The following is a 16,688-nucleotide window of genomic DNA, read 5'->3' as shown; positions in this document are numbered from 1 at the left end:
GTAATAACTATATTTTTTAATGAAACCATACAAACTATATCGCTTAATTGCATTATGCTATCTTGCTTTTCAAGCTAATTTACAGGGTCAGGGTAATTTGAATTATGATCGGCTGTTAACTGATAGTAATTCTAAAGAATCTTTATTACTAAGCTATAATCTTTCTTAAGTGAATATCAGTTTTATAAAGGTATGAGATGTTTTTTACCCTCTATTTTAACCTTGATTTTAAAGGTTATACTTCTCGATCAACTAAATCGGTAACTACATAGTATCTCGGATCGTCTATAGAAGCTTCAATATTATTTTCGAAAGCGGGATTAGCTTTTAAAAGTAAAATCTTACACTCTGGACTTAAGTGGGTAAGCTTAACCTCTTTGTTGAGGTTTTCGTATTTTTGAATCAAGTTTTCAATTGCTTCAATTCCAGAATGGTCGCTTACTCGAGATTCTATAAAATCGATTTCAACCTTGTTTGGATCTTGATTTACCTCGAATTTAGAATTGAAATTCTGAATAGAACCAAAGAATAAAGGACCCCATATTTCGTATACTTTAGTACCATCCTCTTTAACACGTTTTCTAGCTCTAATCATGGTTGCGTTTTCCCAAGCAAAAACTAGTGCAGAAATAATAACACCAGCAATAACAGCGATTGCAAGATCTTGCCAAACAGTAATTGCAGAAACAGTGATTAGAACAAAAGCATCTGATTTTGGTATTTTACGGATAATTCTAAAACTACTCCAAGCAAAAGTTCCTATTACTACCATAAACATAACACCAACTAAGGCCGCAATTGGAATTTGTTCAATAACACTAGCGCCGAATAAAACAAATAGTAATAATGAAATTGCAGCAACAATTCCAGATAATCTACCACGACCCCCAGAATTAACATTTATGATTGACTGGCCAATCATTGCGCAACCGCCCATACCTCCGAAAAGTCCATTCAAGAAATTAGCTCCTCCTTGAGCTAAACATTCCCGATTTCCACTTCCTCTAGTTTGTGTAATTTCGTCCACTAGGTTTAGGGTCATTAACGATTCTATGAGTCCTACAGCAGCTAATAAAAATGCCGTTGGTAAGATAAGTCCCCAATGACCTTCTAGTGTATATAACAACTCAAAAATTTGTGCTTGGAAAACTGGTAGACCTCCTTTCAGACCTTCACCACCACCATCTCTAATAAAAGATCCAACGGTAGAAACTTCAATTCCTCCAAAAACAGTAACTAAAGCCACACATACAATTGCAACCAAAGCAGCAGGTACTTTGGTGGTTAATTTTGGTAAGAAGTACATAATGCCCATTGTTAAAGCAACAAGAGCAAGCATGGTGTATAATTCTACACCTTGAATCCACTCAGTTCCCGTTGAGGTTGTTTTTTGAAATAACCCCAACTGAGATAGAAAGATCACAATTGCTAAGCCGTTTACAAATCCCATCATTACGGAGTGTGGAATTAAACGCACAAATTTTCCAAGTTTAAAAATTCCTGCTGACGCCTGTATAACTCCTACAATAAGAAGAGTAATGAATAACCAGTGAAGACCTAGGTTTTCGACAGGAACCGCGAGGGTATCGCCAACTTGATTTCCTTTTTGAATCATATGAACCATTACAACTGCCATGGCACCAGTAGCTCCAGAGATCATTCCTGGTCTACCCCCAAAAATTGCAGTAACAATTCCCATCATAAATGCTCCATAAAGACCAACTAGTGGGTCGATACCTGCTATAAAAGCAAAAGCTACAGCTTCTGGAACAAGAGCCAGAGCGACTGTTAATCCTGAAAGAAAATCGTTTTTTGGGTTTTGCGTAAGGTTTTTAAAGATATTTTTCAAAGTATGATGTTATTTACAAAGGCGCAAATATAACCATTTACTTTACAGCAGCACCCTTGTAAAGTCAAACTTCAATCAACCTTAATGTTCTATTCTTGTGTTGGTGGGTAGTTTTTTAAAATTTCCGAAACAAACAATTGAATTCGCTCCATTCTTTTTTTGGTATACTCTTTAATATACCCTTTCCCTTTTCCTTGCCAAACTAATTTTTTCGTGTTTGCATCGATTAGGTCGATGAACAACATTCCATTTACCTGGGAAGTAATTTGCGCAGAATTAACCATGGGCCACCCCCAACCCCAACCCCAGCCAAGGCCATAACCGAATCCGTTCATGCCATAGCCCATTAAATTATTGTTTTGGTTTATGTAAACGTCATTCGATGATTTAACAGCAAGGTTAATCAATAGGTCTGGTGTTTCGGAAAGTGTTAATTTTTTTGTTCCAAGTTCAATTTCTATTGCTTTTAGTATTCTTTTTTTATCTAAATCAGAAATTTTCACTTCATCAATTCCCGGTTTAAAAAAAGCATAGGTTTTGTATTTTTCAAAATCTACCGTTTCATCATAATCACTAAAAACACGTATGCTTCCGCAGCTAAGAAATGTAAATGATACTGCTAATAAAATTAATTTTTTCATATTGAAATAGTTATTATTACTTGTAAAATACAATAATCATGCCTTTAATGTTTCTTCTTATAATTGTAAGGACAGTGTTTACATCCGCTTACACAACAATACCCTCTTTTTAAATGATATTTTTCAGTAAAAACTTTAAACCCAAGAGGTGACATATAAAAATCTTCTGCATCTAATTCCTTCCCTTCTAACATGATTTTTTAGTTTTCTATTTACAAATGAAGTAATTTAGTTGTAGAAATTCATCTATGTTTTTTGATAACATCCCAAACATTCCAAATCAATTCGTTACACAAATTAACGGGTTTTCAATTACAATAAAAAGGGAAGACCTCATTCACCCGGAAGTATCTGGAAATAAATTTCGAAAATTAAAATATAATATTCAAGAAGCAATTGCTCAAAAACATTCTTCTTTAATAACTTTTGGTGGAGCGTTCTCAAATCATTTAGCAGCAACCGCAGCTGCAGGAGCAGAAACGAACATGGAAACCCATGGTTTTGTTAGAGGGGAAGAATTGGAATTTAAATCAAGGAATCCAACCTTACGCTTTTGTGAGGAAAAAGGAATGCATTTACATTTTGTGAGTAGAGCAGAATATCAAAAAAAAGAAGAATCTCGGAACGTTCAAGATTTCTTAATTAAAAATCCAAAAGCATATATAATTCCTGAAGGAGGTACGAACAAATTAGCAGTTCGGGGTTGTCAAGAAATAATAACAGAAGAAGATAAGGAATATACTACTGTATGTTGTGCAGTTGGAACTGGTGGGACTTTTTCAGGAATTGTAAATTCGGTCCCAGAAAAAGAAGTCCTAGGTTTTGTTGTTGTAAAAGATGAGAAACTAAAAAAAACAATAAATAACCTAACGGGAATTAACCACAACTGGAGGTTACTCTATGAACATGATTGCGGTGGATATGGAAAAGTTCCTCCGGAATTGATCGAATTCATCAATGATTTTAATAAAAAACATCAAATTCTTTTGGATCCCTTATATACAGGCAAAATGCTTTTTGGTATTTTTACACTCATAAAAAATAAACAATGGCATTGGGGAAACAACATCCTAATAATACATACGGGAGGAATACAGGGGATACAGGGAGTAAACGACCGTTTATCTCGCCAAGGAAAACAAATCATTCAATGCTAAAAAATACTTTTTTTATACTTTTTTCCTGTTTCTTATTCAGTTGTAGTGTTACTAAAACAGTGCGACCAAAACAAGCTCCAGTTGAATCAAAAACAGTTGAAAAAACTCCAGTTGCTAAGAAGAAAGAAGTTGTAAAAGCAACTCCAAAAAAAACAGTTAATAGAGTAAAGCTAACCCAAGCCCAGAAGGTGCAAGCTTATTTAGCTCAATTCGGACCGATTGCACAAGCAGAAATGAAGATGTATAAAATTCCGGCTAGTATTACTCTAGCTCAAGGAATTTTGGAATCTGGAACAGGAGCTGGGAGGTTGGCAGTAGAGGGGAATAATCACTTCGGAATTAAATGCCATCGTGGTTGGAACGGAGGAAGAATATATCATGACGACGATGAAAAAGGGGAGTGCTTTAGAACCTATTCAGATCCAGCAGAATCGTATCGTGATCATTCTGTTTTTCTAAGTGGAAGACCCAGGTATGCTTTTTTATTTAAGCTCAATAAAAAAGATTATAAGGCATGGGCAAGAGGATTAAAAAAAGCAGGTTATGCTACCGATCCAAAGTATCCTAAAAAAATCATAAGCATTATCGAGCGATACAAATTATACAAGTACGACTCAAAGAAAGAGGTAACTGTTAATTTAGAAGAACCAAAAAAAACTATCTTAAAAAAATCAAATAACAAAACTCACATTGTAAGTCTGGGCGACACCTTATATTCTATTGCGAGAGCCTATCGAATTTCAGTACAGGATATAATAAAAGAAAATAATCTAGACGATAATACTATTTTTAAAGGTCAAGAATTGATCATTCCAAAATCCAAATAACCCATGCAGTACCAACGCAGTAGTAGTTTATTTAAAGAAGCTCAAGAAGTAATTCCAGGAGGAGTAAATTCTCCAGTTCGCGCATTTAAAGCCGTAGGTGGAACTCCAATATTTGTAGATAATGCTCAAGGAGCTTATTTGTATGATGTGGATGGTAATAGGCTCATCGATTACATCTCAAGTTGGGGCCCCATGATTTTAGGACACGTTTATGAGCCCGTTATTGAAGCTTTAACAGCGCGCGCTAAAAAAGGAACTTCTTTTGGAATGCCAACTGAATTAGAAACCGAGATTGCTAAGCTTGCTATTGAAATGATTCCGAATATGGATAAAATCCGATTTGTGAACTCAGGAACAGAGGCATGTATGAGTGCCGTTCGTTTAGCAAGAGGATATACTTCGAGAGAAAAAATAATCAAATTTGCAGGTTGTTATCATGGACATTCTGATTCGTTTCTAATTCAAGCCGGAAGTGGTGCTATTACCTTTGGAGCCCCCAATAGTCCTGGTGTAACACAGGGTACTGCAAAAGATACTCTATTGGCACAATACAACGATATCGAAAGTGTAGAACGTGTATTTGAACAATATCCGAATGAAGTTGCTGCTATTATTATTGAACCTGTAGCCGGAAACATGGGTTGTATTCCACCAAATAAAGGATTTCTCGAAGGTTTACGCTCGCTCTGTGATCGATACGGGGCTTTATTGATTTTTGATGAGGTTATGACCGGATTTAGACTTGCTCCGGGAGGAGCACAAGAACGTCTAAATATTCGAGCTGATATTGCTACCTATGGAAAAGTTATTGGTGGAGGTTTGCCTGTTGGTGCATTCACTGCTTCTAACGAAATAATGAACCATTTAGCACCTGATGGTCCTGTTTATCAGGCTGGAACTTTGAGTGGAAATCCATTGGCTATGGCAGCCGGTCTTGCAATGTTAAATGCATTAAATCAACAGCCTGAAATGTACGATCGCCTTGATAAGAAAACGGAACGACTCCACCTCGGAATGGAAGAACGTATTTCTGTAACGGGGTTGCCCTATCAGATCAATCGTTTTGGATCTATGGTTTCCTTACATTTTACAAATACTCCAGTAATTGATTTTACTACTGCTGCAGAGGGTAATAATGATTACTTTAAGAAGTATTTCCACGGCATGTTAAAAGAGGGAGTTTACTTACCGCCTAGTGCTTTCGAAAGTTACTTCCTTAATGATGCTCTTACTAATGAGGATATTGACTTCACTCTTTATGCATTTGAAAGGGTAATCAAAGGCCTTTAAAGTTTAATTAAACGTATTTTTAAATTCTTTAAGAAGCTTATAAAGCTGTAACAAAAAGACCCTCTTTCGTCTTTTCAACTTTTGCAATTCCTTTCTTAGTTAAGCCTTTAATTGAAACATCCCATTTTTTGTTACTCAGTCCCGCTTGTTCTTTAAGGGATGGAAGTTCAATAGGAGAGTTTGCTTTTAAGAGTCCTACGATTAGTTTTTCTTCTTCTGTTAATTCTATAGCTTTCTTTTCTGGTCGCATCTGTGGGAAAAACAGTACTTCCTGAATCGAGCTGTTGTTGGTCATAAGCATCACTAAACGATCGATTCCGATTCCGATTCCAGAAGTAGGAGGCATCCCGTATTCTAGGGCACGTAAAAAATCTTGATCGATGAACATTGCTTCGTCATCTCCTTTTTCACTTAGTTTTAATTGATCTTCAAAACGTTCTTTTTGGTCTATCGGATCATTAAGCTCTGAATATGCATTAGCCAATTCCTTTCCATTAACCATTAATTCAAAGCGCTCGGTTAGTTTAGGGTTGGATCGATGCTCTTTGGTAAGGGGGCTCATTTCTTTTGGATAGTCCGTAATGAAAGTCGGTTGAATGTAGTGATGCTCACACTTTTCACCGAATATCTCATCGATTAGTTTTCCTACTCCCATAGTTTCATCCACTTCAATTCCAAGTCCTTTGGCAGTTTCTCGTAAGGTGTTTTCATCCATATTCGAAACATCAATTCCAGTATGAATTTCGATTGCTTTTAGGATAGGAACTCTCGGGTAAGGAGCTTTAAAGTCAATGGTGTGATCTCCAACCTGAACTTTAGAACTGCCGTTAGAATCAACGGCTACTTTTTCAAGTAATTCTTCCGTAGTCTCCATCATCCAGAAATAATCTTTATATGCAACATATAATTCCATAACTGTAAATTCTGGATTGTGGGTTCGGTCCATTCCTTCGTTTCTGAAGTCTTTTGAAAATTCGTAAACTCCGTCAAATCCACCAACAATTAATCTTTTTAAATACAGTTCGTTGGCTACTCTCAGGTATAATGGAATATCAAGTGCATTATGATGCGTCATAAAAGGCCGTGCAGACGCACCACCCGGAATAGGTTGTAGGATAGGCGTTTCTACTTCTAAATATTCTTTAGTATTAAAAAACTCTCGAATACTGTTTGTTATTTTAGTCCTCTTAATGAAGGTATCTTTGACTTTAGGGTTTACAATTAAATCTACATAGCGTTGTCTGTATCGTAACTCAGGATCGTTAAATTCATCATATGTATTTCCTTCTGAATCTGTTTTTGGAAGCGGAAGTGGGCGAAGGGTTTTGTTTAAAATATCGAATTTCTTTACAGAAATAGTTTGTTCTCCTACTTGAGTTGTAAAAAGGGTTCCCTCTATTCCAATAATATCTCCAATGTCTAGGAGTTTTTTATAAACTTCGTTATAAAGAGTTTTATCTTCACCTTCACAGATTTCATCCCGGTTAAAGTAGACCTGAATTCTTCCTTGACTATCCTGCACTTCTGCAAAACTAGCTTTCCCTTGAATTCTTCTTGACATGAGTCTGCCGGCAATAATAACAGTTTTCCCTTCTACAAAATCATTCTTTATAGAAGCTGAAGTTTGGTCAACAGGATATAAAGGTGCTGGGTATGGATTAATACCAAGTTCTCTTAGTCGTGCTAGTTTCTCTCTTCTAATGATTTCCTGTTCGCTTAGTGCAGCCATAGTGTCAAAAATTTTAGCAAAGATAAAGGTTTCCTTCAATTGAAAAATTCAATTTTCACTATCTTGCTAAAAAATATTCTTGTGAGTCTATTTCGAGTACTACTTTCCATACTTTTTCCTCCGCTTGCAGTTTTAGATAAAGGCTGTGGATCGGTTTTAATTGTCTTTATATTAACTATTTGCGGTTGGGTTCCAGGCGTTATAGCAGCGTTGGTGATTTTGAATAACACGAATCGTTATTATGAGTAATCAAAATAAAAAAGTAAAAGTAACCGATTTAGATCATACTGCATATCAGCCTGCTTGGGATTTTCAAGAAAAGCTTTTGAAGGAAATAGTAGATCTCAAAATTGCGAATCGGAACAAGGAAGTTCAGCAAGAAACTCCAAATTATTTTTTGTGGGTAGAACACCCTCCAGTCATTACTTTAGGTAAAAGTGGTGCAATTGACAATTTGTTGCTAAGTGAGGATCAACTTAAAAATCGGGGAATTGAATACTTCAAAACGAATCGAGGAGGAGACATTACCTTTCATGGACCCGGACAAGTGGTGGGTTACCCAATTTTAGATTTAGAGAATTTTTTTACAGACATTCATAAGTACTTAAGACTCCTTGAGGAAATGGTAATTTTGACTCTTAAAGATTACGGTTTAACAGCGACTAGAAGTCCAGGCGAAACAGGTGTTTGGCTGGATGTTGGCACTCCATTTGCAAGAAAAATATGTGCAATGGGAGTAAAAGCAAGTCGTTGGGTAACCATGCATGGGTTTGCTCTTAATGTTAATACGGATCTTTCTTTTTTCAGTTACATTATTCCCTGTGGTATTCAGGGAAAAGCAGTGACTTCACTCCAAGCGGAACTTAAAAGAGAAATTTCGTTAGTTGAAGTGCGATCAAAATTAAGTACTCACTTTCAAGATCTTTTTGAAGCTGAATTTATCTAGATTAATTTATTTCGTATATAAGCATTCCGTTAGTTTCGGACTGAACTACTAATTCTACTGCTTTATCATCATCTGCATTTACTAAATCTGCTGCTGAGGTTCCGTATACAGGAAACCCATTTACTGGAGTTCCATTGCTGAAAAACAAGTATACTTTTTGTGCATCCAAATCCGTCGTAGTTACATAAATAACATTATTAATATAAAAAATTCTAGGATCTGAATATCGCCCAAAAGGGAGGGTTACAGGAATTCCTTTTATGTTAAGATTATTTTCAGATAAGGTAACTAATGATTTTGTAGTCGTTGTGATTTTATGTCCCGTTGCTAGTTCTAAATCCGTTTTAATTATATTTCCTTTGGTATCAATCTGAATTAAATTACCACCCGAATCAGATGTAGAAAATGTTTTTAAATATGAACTTACTTTGTTCCCTGAAAAAGGAATCGTTTCCTTTACTTTAATTCTCGAATTCCCAACTCGATTTAAGAGGTTTAATTTTCCACTCTCTTCTTGGATTGCGATATAGTCTTTTTTATCAATTCGAATATGAACAGGAGCGTTAATTATAGGAGTTTTTGTTTTTTTGAATTTGAATCCGGTGACTTTTTTACCCTTTGAATTGAACATCTGTACCGTATTTCCTTGAGCCAATAAAAATCGGTAATCTCTTCTTTGGTCATAATCAAAAACTGCAAGTGGCTGAATTGGTTCTGAAGCTGGTATTTTTATAGAAAAAGGTTTGACTACTGTTCCGTTTCGATCTAGAACATAAAACCTGTTTTCAGTTCTAAAAGCCATTTGAAGACGCTTGTTTTTGTATAAATCTACCTGCTGTATATCTCCTTGGATTTGACCCGATAATTCTTTTTTCCAAAATAATTTTCCTTTATCTGAAAATAGATATAGGTTGTTGTTGATGTCTTGAACTACAACATCCATTCTTTTTGTTCGATGATTTTTAATCCATTGTGGTGCTCTACCAAGTGGAGCGTCTAGTTGAAGTAGGTATTGATTTGAAACTGCATTTTCTTGTTTTTCTAGTTCGTTCTTGTGAATTCTTAAATGTAGATGCATGAATCCATTTTCAAAAACACCTTGGAAACCTACAAATGGATAGCGCTCCGTATCTATTTTTGAAAAAGGGTTTTTATTTTCCTCTTTGTTTTTCCATGATTCAATTAATAACTTGGATTGAGCTATCCAATAGATCGAACTTTTTGAAGCTAGTTCTTCTTTAAATGCGTTATAAATTATACTAGAGGCAAGTGTGCTTCCATCTTTATAGCTGCTAATCACTGTTTTGATAGCTTCCTCTGAAGAAGTAAAAATAAAAAAACCGTCGATTATACAACCCCAATTTGGCGTTACTTTTCCTCCAATTGCTGCTGTAAAGACTAAAAGGTCTTGAGGTAATTTAACAGGGTAATACGAAACTTCCCTGTATTTTTTTGAGTTTTCTAAAATAGGGATTAGCTTCTCTTGAGTTTTTATTTCGTTTTGAGAATGAAAAAGTAGCACCGATTCAGATCCAATTTCAATCCAGCCGATTTCATCAATGGTTTTTAATCCCTCAAGTTTTATTTCTTCTAATGCTACATTATGATGTAAGACCCAAAGTTTAAAAGCATCTTCTGTTTCTAAGGGATTGTTAAATGGAATTGACAAGAAAGCGGTACTGTTTTGCGGTACTACCTGATCTAAAAGTATTTTTTGAGTTTCATTGTTTTTAATAATCCCTAGAGGATCTCCCAAAGAATCTAGTATTGAAACAAGTCCATCAAGACTTACTCCTTCTTTTTCAAAACTGAGATCATATGCGTTCCAATCTTGACTAACTTTCGGCATCAAAGGGGTCGAATTGAATACAGTTTCAATCAATTCTTCAGCTTTTGGCTGAACCAATATATTTAAAGGGGCATCTGTATCAATTGTCTCGTATACCGTGCTGAATAAATTCTTAGTTTCAGAATTGTTTGTTTGTTGATATTTACGGATGCAGTTTTCTATTAGAAGTTGAGAAGTAGACCTAAGGGTGTACCCGGATATAAAGGTGCTGTACAAAATTGTGTTTTCTCTTTTCTCAATATTTATACGCATTTTACTGTATTCTATTCCAGGACCTGCAATAAGAGTAGAGTCTATTGATGATTTATAAATATGAGTCAGTGCACCTGGGTCTTTGCCAACTTTTGTAACACACAAAAGACTGGTAACATTAGGTGTTTCAGACAACAATTCACTGATATCACTTGTAACTTTTGGATTTAGAGATTTAATTTGTTTAAAAATCTCATTGTTGTTAAGTTCGTTTTTAACCGAGTTCAAATCATTTAACTGCACAACCCAACTACTGTTTTGTGGAATCCAGTCAATGAGTTTACTCTCTTTAGAAAGCGAGGTTTCACATCCGATAACCAAAAGGGTTAGGATTAATAAAGAAAAAAGAAAGGAGGTAGTTTTTGTGAGACGAAGTGAATTCGTGTAGTTCATATATTATTCTTTATGAGAAACAAAAATAAGAAACTCAAAATTTAATTTGAAGTTGTTCAGGAAGTAATCTAAAAGTTTTTCGATGATGAATCGTTGTTCCTATTTTTTTTATGGCTTCTCTGTGTTTCTTAGTAGGGTATCCTTTGTTGTTTTTCCAATCGTATTCTGGATGTTTTTGATCTAATTCAAGCATAATGTCATCTCGATATGTTTTGGCAAGAACCGATGCAGCTGCAATATTCTGATATTTCCCATCTCCTTTAATAATGCATTTGTGAGGTATGTTTTGAAAAGGATGGAAACGGTTGCCATCTACAAGAATATGAATTGGATTGAGTTTTAGTTTTTTTAAAGCTCTATGCATCGCTTCAATTGAAGCGTTTAGGATATTTATTTTATCTATTTCTGATGGAGAACAATGTGCCACGGCAAAGGCTAACGCTTTTTCTTCAATAATGGGACGGAGAAAATACCTTTGTTTTTCAGTTAGTTTTTTTGAATCGTTTAATAAAGGTTCTTCAAAGTCAGCTGGAAGTATTACAGCAGCTGCTGTAACTGGTCCAGAAAGGCACCCACGTCCAGCTTCATCGGTTCCGGCTTCTAATCCATCTATTAATTGTAAGCTTAACACATTTTATATTTTAGGAATCTCAATTCAAATTACTTACAATTATTTAACTTCGCAATCAAAATTACATCCTTTCATGGCTCAAAGATTCTTTTTTCTGTTTTTTTTGTTGATTAGTAGCCTTGCTTTTAGTCAAATTGGAGGTAATGACTATCAAAAAAAGTACAACAGTAAAAGAGCGTTAACAGGTGGTGCAGATGGTCCTTCGGAACAAGACATGCAACTACAATTTGATGAATCCAAAAAAAGTTCTAAACTGCTGGATTCTGTTTCCATTGAAATGTATAAGTTTTATACAGTTGCCAGAGATTCGAGTTATGTAGACACTACGTTGACCATTCAAAAAGAGTATAAAGTAAACTTTTTACGTAAAGATTATTTCGAATTACTTCCATTTTCTAACACGGGTCACGCATTTAACCGTTTGGGTTACGATTTTTCAAAAACAGAGTTATTGTCAGGATTGGGAGCAAGATCTAAGCATACTGCATATGTAGAAGCAGACCAAACTTTATATTATTATGTCCCAACACCTTTAACGGAACTAATGTTTCGGACAACATTCGAACAAGGTCAAATGGCTAATAGTACGATAGCAGTAAATCTATCTCCACAATTTAACTTTGCATTTGCTTACAAAGGATCTAGATCTTTAGGTAAATATGTGCATTATCGATCAGCAAATGAACGTTTTGAATTTTCATTTAATTATAAATCTCTTAATAAACGATATGTTCTCCTAGGCCATTATGCAAACCAGTCTATTGAAAATCAAGAGAATGGCGGTTTAAACCGAGAGGCAATTATTTTGTTTAAAGATCATGATCCTGAATTTAGAGACCGATCTCTTTTAGATGTTCGAATTAAAACCGCCGAAAATCGTCTTGCTGGAAAGCGTTCTTTTTTAGATCATAACTGGAATCTGGTTGCTCCGAAAGATTCTGTAACAACTAAAATACTTCTTGGACATCGTTTTTTAAATGAATCACGTTACTATAATTACACGGATACTAGTCCAATAGATCATTATGGAGATTTGGTTTTTGGAACAAATACAATTAACGATTTTTCAAGACTACGAAGAACAAGCAATCAAATTTATACTGAGTTTAATACCCTGTACACTGGAAAACTGAGAGCCGGGATTTCTGCGGTTCAGTCCAATTATTTCTTTGAAATAGAAGAAGAGGGGCTTACTGATGAAGAAACTTTACCGGGAGATCCAAGCCAAATTGAAACGACTCAATATTTATTGAATGGGGATTGGAAGTTCCAATGGAACGGGTTTTCAATGCAAGCTTTACTTCAGAAAAGCGTTGGAGGAACCCTTTTAAGTGATGAGATATCAGCACAAGCACGTTATCAATTCTTGAATAAAACAACGGTAACCGGTAGAGCAAGTTTTAGAAATCAAACTCCAGATTTTAATTTTCAATTATATAAAAGTAATTATGAAGCATATAATTGGTATAATCCTGACTTAGAGAATCAAAAAACCCTCCACTTTTCACTCAACCTGGATCATCCATGGCTAGGAGAAGTTTATGCGCATTGGCAGCAATTGAATAATTATACTTATTTTAATACCACTCGCTTTAGACCTGAAGATGAAGATCCTGTTGTTGACAGAGAAAGTTTTCTGTATGTAGCTCCAGAAGAAATCTACTTAGCTGCTCCAGAGCAAGAGACAAATACCTTAAACTATATTAAGATCCGTTACAGCTCCGAGTTCAAAATCAGGAAATTTGCACTTACCAATACGTTGCAATATCAAAAGGTTTCTGGTACTTCAAAAACGAATACAGAAGAACAGGTCTCTCAAGCGCTAAATGTACCGGAATGGAACCTTCGAACTACGCTTAGTTATAGTAGTAATGTATTTAAGAAAGCAATGTTTGTCCAAGCAGGAATTACTGGACAGTATTTTACATCCTATTATGCAGACCGATATAATCCTTTGTTGGGAGATTTTTCAAGACAAGACCAAGAATTAATAGGTGATTTCCCAAGACTTGATTTTTTTATTAATGGAAGAGTACAGCGAACCAGACTTTATCTAAAAGCAGAGCACTTCAATACCTTGTTTATGGAACCGACCTATCTCAGTGCTCCAGGATATCCTTACAGAGACTTTGTTATTCGTTTCGGTTTAGTTTGGAATTTCTTCCAGTAGATAGCATTTATCCTACTTAAAAAAGAATTGTTTTTTGAGTTTATCTTAGATCTCTTTTTTAATTGTTAATTTCACAAATCACTACTTTTTAAGTGAAATACGATTCATTCAAAAAAAATCAATAAAAAAATAATTTTTTTTATCACAAAAACTTGTCTGTAATGTCTTGTATTTCAAGGTGTCTGTGGGGGTGTTTAGTCGGAGTCAAAAAAAAACTTAATTTTTTTCATAAAAGTAGTTGCTGAATGATAAAAAGCGTTCTATATTTGCACCCGCTAAAGAGAACAACAGTATAGTTGTCTAAGGCAAAAGTTCATTGAAAGATTAGAAAAATGACAGCGTGTATCAAATAGATATACAAACTAGAACAGAACCATTTTGAGACCTTTGAGGGATAAGTCGTGTAAGACAAATTAAAACAAACTACAACGAAGAGTTTGATCCTGGCTCAGGATGAACGCTAGCGGCAGGCTTAACACATGCAAGTCGAGGGGTAACAGGGGAGCTTGCTTCCGCTGACGACCGGCGCACGGGTGCGTAACGCGTATGCAACCTACCTTCTACAGGGGGATAGTCAATAGAAATGTTGAATAATACCCCATACGATCTTATTGTATCATTACATTAAGAAGAAAGCTTCGGCGGTAGAAGATGGGCATGCGTCCTATTAGTTAGTTGGTGAGGTAACGGCTCACCAAGACTACGATAGGTAGGGGCCCTGAGAGGGGGATCCCCCACACTGGTACTGAGACACGGACCAGACTCCTACGGGAGGCAGCAGTGAGGAATATTGGACAATGGAGGCAACTCTGATCCAGCCATGCCGCGTGCAGGAAGACTGCCCTATGGGTTGTAAACTGCTTTTATACAGGAAGAAACCTACTTACGTGTAAGTAGCTGACGGTACTGTAAGAATAAGGATCGGCTAACTCCGTGCCAGCAGCCGCGGTAATACGGAGGATCCAAGCGTTATCCGGAATCATTGGGTTTAAAGGGTCCGTAGGTGGTTTATTAAGTCAGAGGTGAAATCCCATAGCTTAACTATGGAACTGCCTTTGATACTGATAGACTTGAGTTATTGTGAAGTGGTTAGAATGTGTAGTGTAGCGGTGAAATGCATAGATATTACACAGAATACCGATTGCGAAGGCAGATCACTAACAATATACTGACACTGAGGGACGAAAGCGTGGGTAGCGAACAGGATTAGATACCCTGGTAGTCCACGCCGTAAACGATGGTCACTAGCTGTTTGACTAACATTGGTTAGTTGAGTGGCTAAGCGAAAGTGATAAGTGACCCACCTGGGGAGTACGCTCGCAAGAGTGAAACTCAAAGGAATTGACGGGGGCCCGCACAAGCGGTGGAGCATGTGGTTTAATTCGATGATACGCGAGGAACCTTACCAGGGCTTAAATGTAAGTTGCATGGACCAGAGATGGACCTTTCTTCGGACTACTTACAAGGTGCTGCATGGTTGTCGTCAGCTCGTGCCGTGAGGTGTCAGGTTAAGTCCTATAACGAGCGCAACCCCTATTGTTAGTTGCCAGCGGGTCATGCCGGGAACTCTAACGAGACTGCCGGTGCAAACCGCGAGGAAGGTGGGGATGACGTCAAATCATCACGGCCCTTACGTCCTGGGCCACACACGTGCTACAATGGCCGGTACAGAGAGCAGCCACTCCGCGAGGAGGAGCGAATCTTGAAAACCGGTCTCAGTTCGGATCGCAGTCTGCAACTCGACTGCGTGAAGCTGGAATCGCTAGTAATCGGATATCAGCCATGATCCGGTGAATACGTTCCCGGGCCTTGTACACACCGCCCGTCAAGCCATGGAAGCTGGGGGTACCTGAAGTCGGTGAGCGAAAGCAGCTGCCTAGGGTAAAACTAGTAACTGGGGCTAAGTCGTAACAAGGTAGCCGTACCGGAAGGTGCGGCTGGAACACCTCCTTTCTAGAGAAAGACGATTTATCATCAAAAAGGACACTCTTAAGATAAAGTTTGTTCTATGCTGTCATTTTTTTTATAACATACACTAATAATCCAAAATTGAGTCTCGTAGCTCAGCTGGTTAGAGCGCTACACTGATAATGTAGAGGTCGGCAGTTCGAGTCTGCCCGAGACTACAAATTTTCCATTTTTTGGAATTTTTGCATTAAGGGATATTAGTACCACTAGAGAAAATCTATAGTTGGGCTTCTCGTAAGTTTAAAGTCCAGAGTACTATGGATTTTTTGATACGGGGGATTAGCTCAGCTGGCTAGAGCGCCTGCCTTGCACGCAGGAGGTCATCGGTTCGACTCCGATATTCTCCACGGTTCTATAGTGTTTTAGGGTTTTGAGATTGGTAATTATCGACCGATCGATGGGATTTTAAGATGCATTGATTAGAAAGAAGTTCATTGACATATTGAAAAAAGATACATAAAAAGTATCAATCATTTTTTTACAAAAAAAAGTGGTTTTTACGAGCAAAGTAAAGAATTAGAGTAATAAAAACTAAAAGAGAAAAGTTACGATAGGCTAATTAAGGGCGTATGGGGGATGCCTAGGCTCTCAGAGGCGAAGAAGGACGTGATAAGCTGCGAAAAGCTACGGGGAGTGGCACATACATTGTGATCCGTAGATATCCGAATGGGGCAACCTGTTATGTTGAAGACATATCACCTCGTAAGAGGAGCAAACCCGGGGAACTGAAACATCTAAGTACCCGGAGGAGAAGAAAACAAAAGTGATTCCGCTAGTAGTGGCGAGCGAACGCGGAACAGCCCAAACCTAACTTGTTACGGCAAGTTGGGGGTAATAGGACCTCAATATTCGATGCATTATTAACTAGAATCTACTGGAAAGTAGAACCAAAGAGGGTGATAGTCCTGTATAGGTACATTAATGATATTGATAGAGGTATCCTGAGTAGTGCGGGGCACGTGAAACCTTGCATGAATTCGCCGGGA

Annotated in this window: 12 protein-coding genes, 2 tRNA genes and 2 rRNA genes (1 of these 16 cut by a window edge); 10 read left to right on the top strand and 6 right to left on the bottom strand. The window is 36.9% G+C overall.

Features of this window, described 5'->3' with window-relative positions:
• Positions 1-235: 235 nt before the first annotated feature.
• The 3 genes from NG655_RS08305 to NG655_RS08295 form a co-directional block, all read right to left on the bottom strand.
• Complete coding sequence (locus NG655_RS08305; RefSeq protein WP_252158851.1) at positions 236-1,849, bottom strand: SulP family inorganic anion transporter; 1,614 nt, start codon at positions 1,847-1,849, stop codon at positions 236-238.
• 89 nt (positions 1,850-1,938) lie between these two features.
• The gene (locus NG655_RS08300) at positions 1,939-2,490 is read right to left on the bottom strand and encodes a DUF4136 domain-containing protein (protein ID WP_252158850.1); all 552 of its coding nucleotides are present in this window, start codon (positions 2,488-2,490) and stop codon (positions 1,939-1,941) included.
• 44 nt (positions 2,491-2,534) lie between these two features.
• On the bottom strand, positions 2,535-2,684 hold the full coding sequence (locus NG655_RS08295) for a C1orf53 family protein (protein ID WP_252158849.1): 150 nt from the start codon (positions 2,682-2,684) through the stop codon (positions 2,535-2,537).
• 54 nt (positions 2,685-2,738) lie between these two features.
• On the opposite strand from NG655_RS08295, the gene NG655_RS08290 reads away from it, so the two are divergent.
• Genes NG655_RS08290 through hemL form a run of 3 tightly spaced genes read left to right on the top strand, consistent with a single transcriptional unit; the run spans position 2,739 to position 5,764 of the window.
• Entirely contained in the window at positions 2,739-3,647 is a 909-nt protein-coding gene (locus NG655_RS08290) for a 1-aminocyclopropane-1-carboxylate deaminase/D-cysteine desulfhydrase (protein ID WP_252158848.1), read from the top strand.
• A gap of 59 nt (positions 3,648-3,706) precedes the next feature.
• Positions 3,707-4,474 (top strand): glucosaminidase domain-containing protein, encoded by a 768-nt coding sequence (locus NG655_RS08285; RefSeq protein ID WP_252158847.1) that lies wholly within the window; start codon positions 3,707-3,709, stop codon positions 4,472-4,474.
• Positions 4,475-4,477: 3 nt separating this feature from the next.
• Entirely contained in the window at positions 4,478-5,764 is a 1,287-nt protein-coding gene (gene hemL, locus NG655_RS08280) for a glutamate-1-semialdehyde 2,1-aminomutase (protein WP_252158846.1), read from the top strand.
• A 37-nt stretch (positions 5,765-5,801) separates the two neighbouring features.
• Here hemL and lysS read toward each other — a convergent pair whose 3' ends face one another.
• A complete protein-coding gene (gene lysS / locus NG655_RS08275; RefSeq protein WP_252158845.1) occupies positions 5,802-7,493 on the bottom strand; it encodes a lysine--tRNA ligase in 1,692 nt (563 codons plus the stop codon).
• 81 nt (positions 7,494-7,574) lie between these two features.
• Here lysS and NG655_RS08270 point away from each other — a divergent pair, with 81 nt between their 5' ends.
• Entirely contained in the window at positions 7,575-7,742 is a 168-nt protein-coding gene (locus NG655_RS08270) for a YqaE/Pmp3 family membrane protein (RefSeq protein ID WP_252158844.1), read from the top strand.
• On the top strand, positions 7,735-8,439 hold the full coding sequence (lipB, locus tag NG655_RS08265; RefSeq protein ID WP_252158843.1) for a lipoyl(octanoyl) transferase LipB: 705 nt from the start codon (positions 7,735-7,737) through the stop codon (positions 8,437-8,439). Before NG655_RS08270 ends, lipB begins: the two co-directional genes overlap by 8 nt.
• A gap of 1 nt (position 8,440) precedes the next feature.
• Here lipB and NG655_RS08260 read toward each other — a convergent pair whose 3' ends face one another.
• Positions 8,441-10,933, bottom strand: coding sequence for a hypothetical protein (locus NG655_RS08260; RefSeq protein WP_252158842.1), 2,493 nt, complete (start codon positions 10,931-10,933; stop codon positions 8,441-8,443).
• 34 nt (positions 10,934-10,967) lie between these two features.
• Entirely contained in the window at positions 10,968-11,564 is a 597-nt protein-coding gene (locus NG655_RS08255; RefSeq protein ID WP_252158841.1) for a ribonuclease HII, read from the bottom strand.
• A gap of 73 nt (positions 11,565-11,637) precedes the next feature.
• Between NG655_RS08255 and NG655_RS08250 the strand changes: the two genes are divergently transcribed.
• From NG655_RS08250 to NG655_RS08230, 5 genes are all read left to right on the top strand, one after another.
• Positions 11,638-13,734, top strand: a complete 2,097-nt coding sequence (locus tag NG655_RS08250; protein ID WP_252158840.1) for a putative porin — start codon at positions 11,638-11,640, stop codon at positions 13,732-13,734.
• Between the two features lie 425 nt (positions 13,735-14,159).
• A 16S ribosomal RNA gene (locus NG655_RS08245) occupies positions 14,160-15,687 on the top strand.
• A 99-nt stretch (positions 15,688-15,786) separates the two neighbouring features.
• Positions 15,787-15,860: transfer RNA gene (locus NG655_RS08240), tRNA-Ile, on the top strand.
• A gap of 115 nt (positions 15,861-15,975) precedes the next feature.
• Positions 15,976-16,049 (top strand) — tRNA-Ala (locus NG655_RS08235).
• A 201-nt stretch (positions 16,050-16,250) separates the two neighbouring features.
• Positions 16,251-16,688: ribosomal RNA gene (locus NG655_RS08230) — 23S ribosomal RNA — on the top strand (it continues 2,394 nt past the right edge of the window).
• Together the 16S and 23S rRNA genes with 2 tRNA genes alongside form the textbook arrangement of a ribosomal RNA operon.

The organism is Candidatus Arcticimaribacter forsetii, assembly GCF_910589745.1.
In the GTDB taxonomy this organism is placed as follows: Bacteria; Bacteroidota; Bacteroidia; order Flavobacteriales; family Flavobacteriaceae; genus Arcticimaribacter; species Arcticimaribacter forsetii.
The sequence above is the reverse complement of the archived record's forward strand: the minus strand, read 5'-3'. Positions and strand labels throughout refer to the sequence as shown.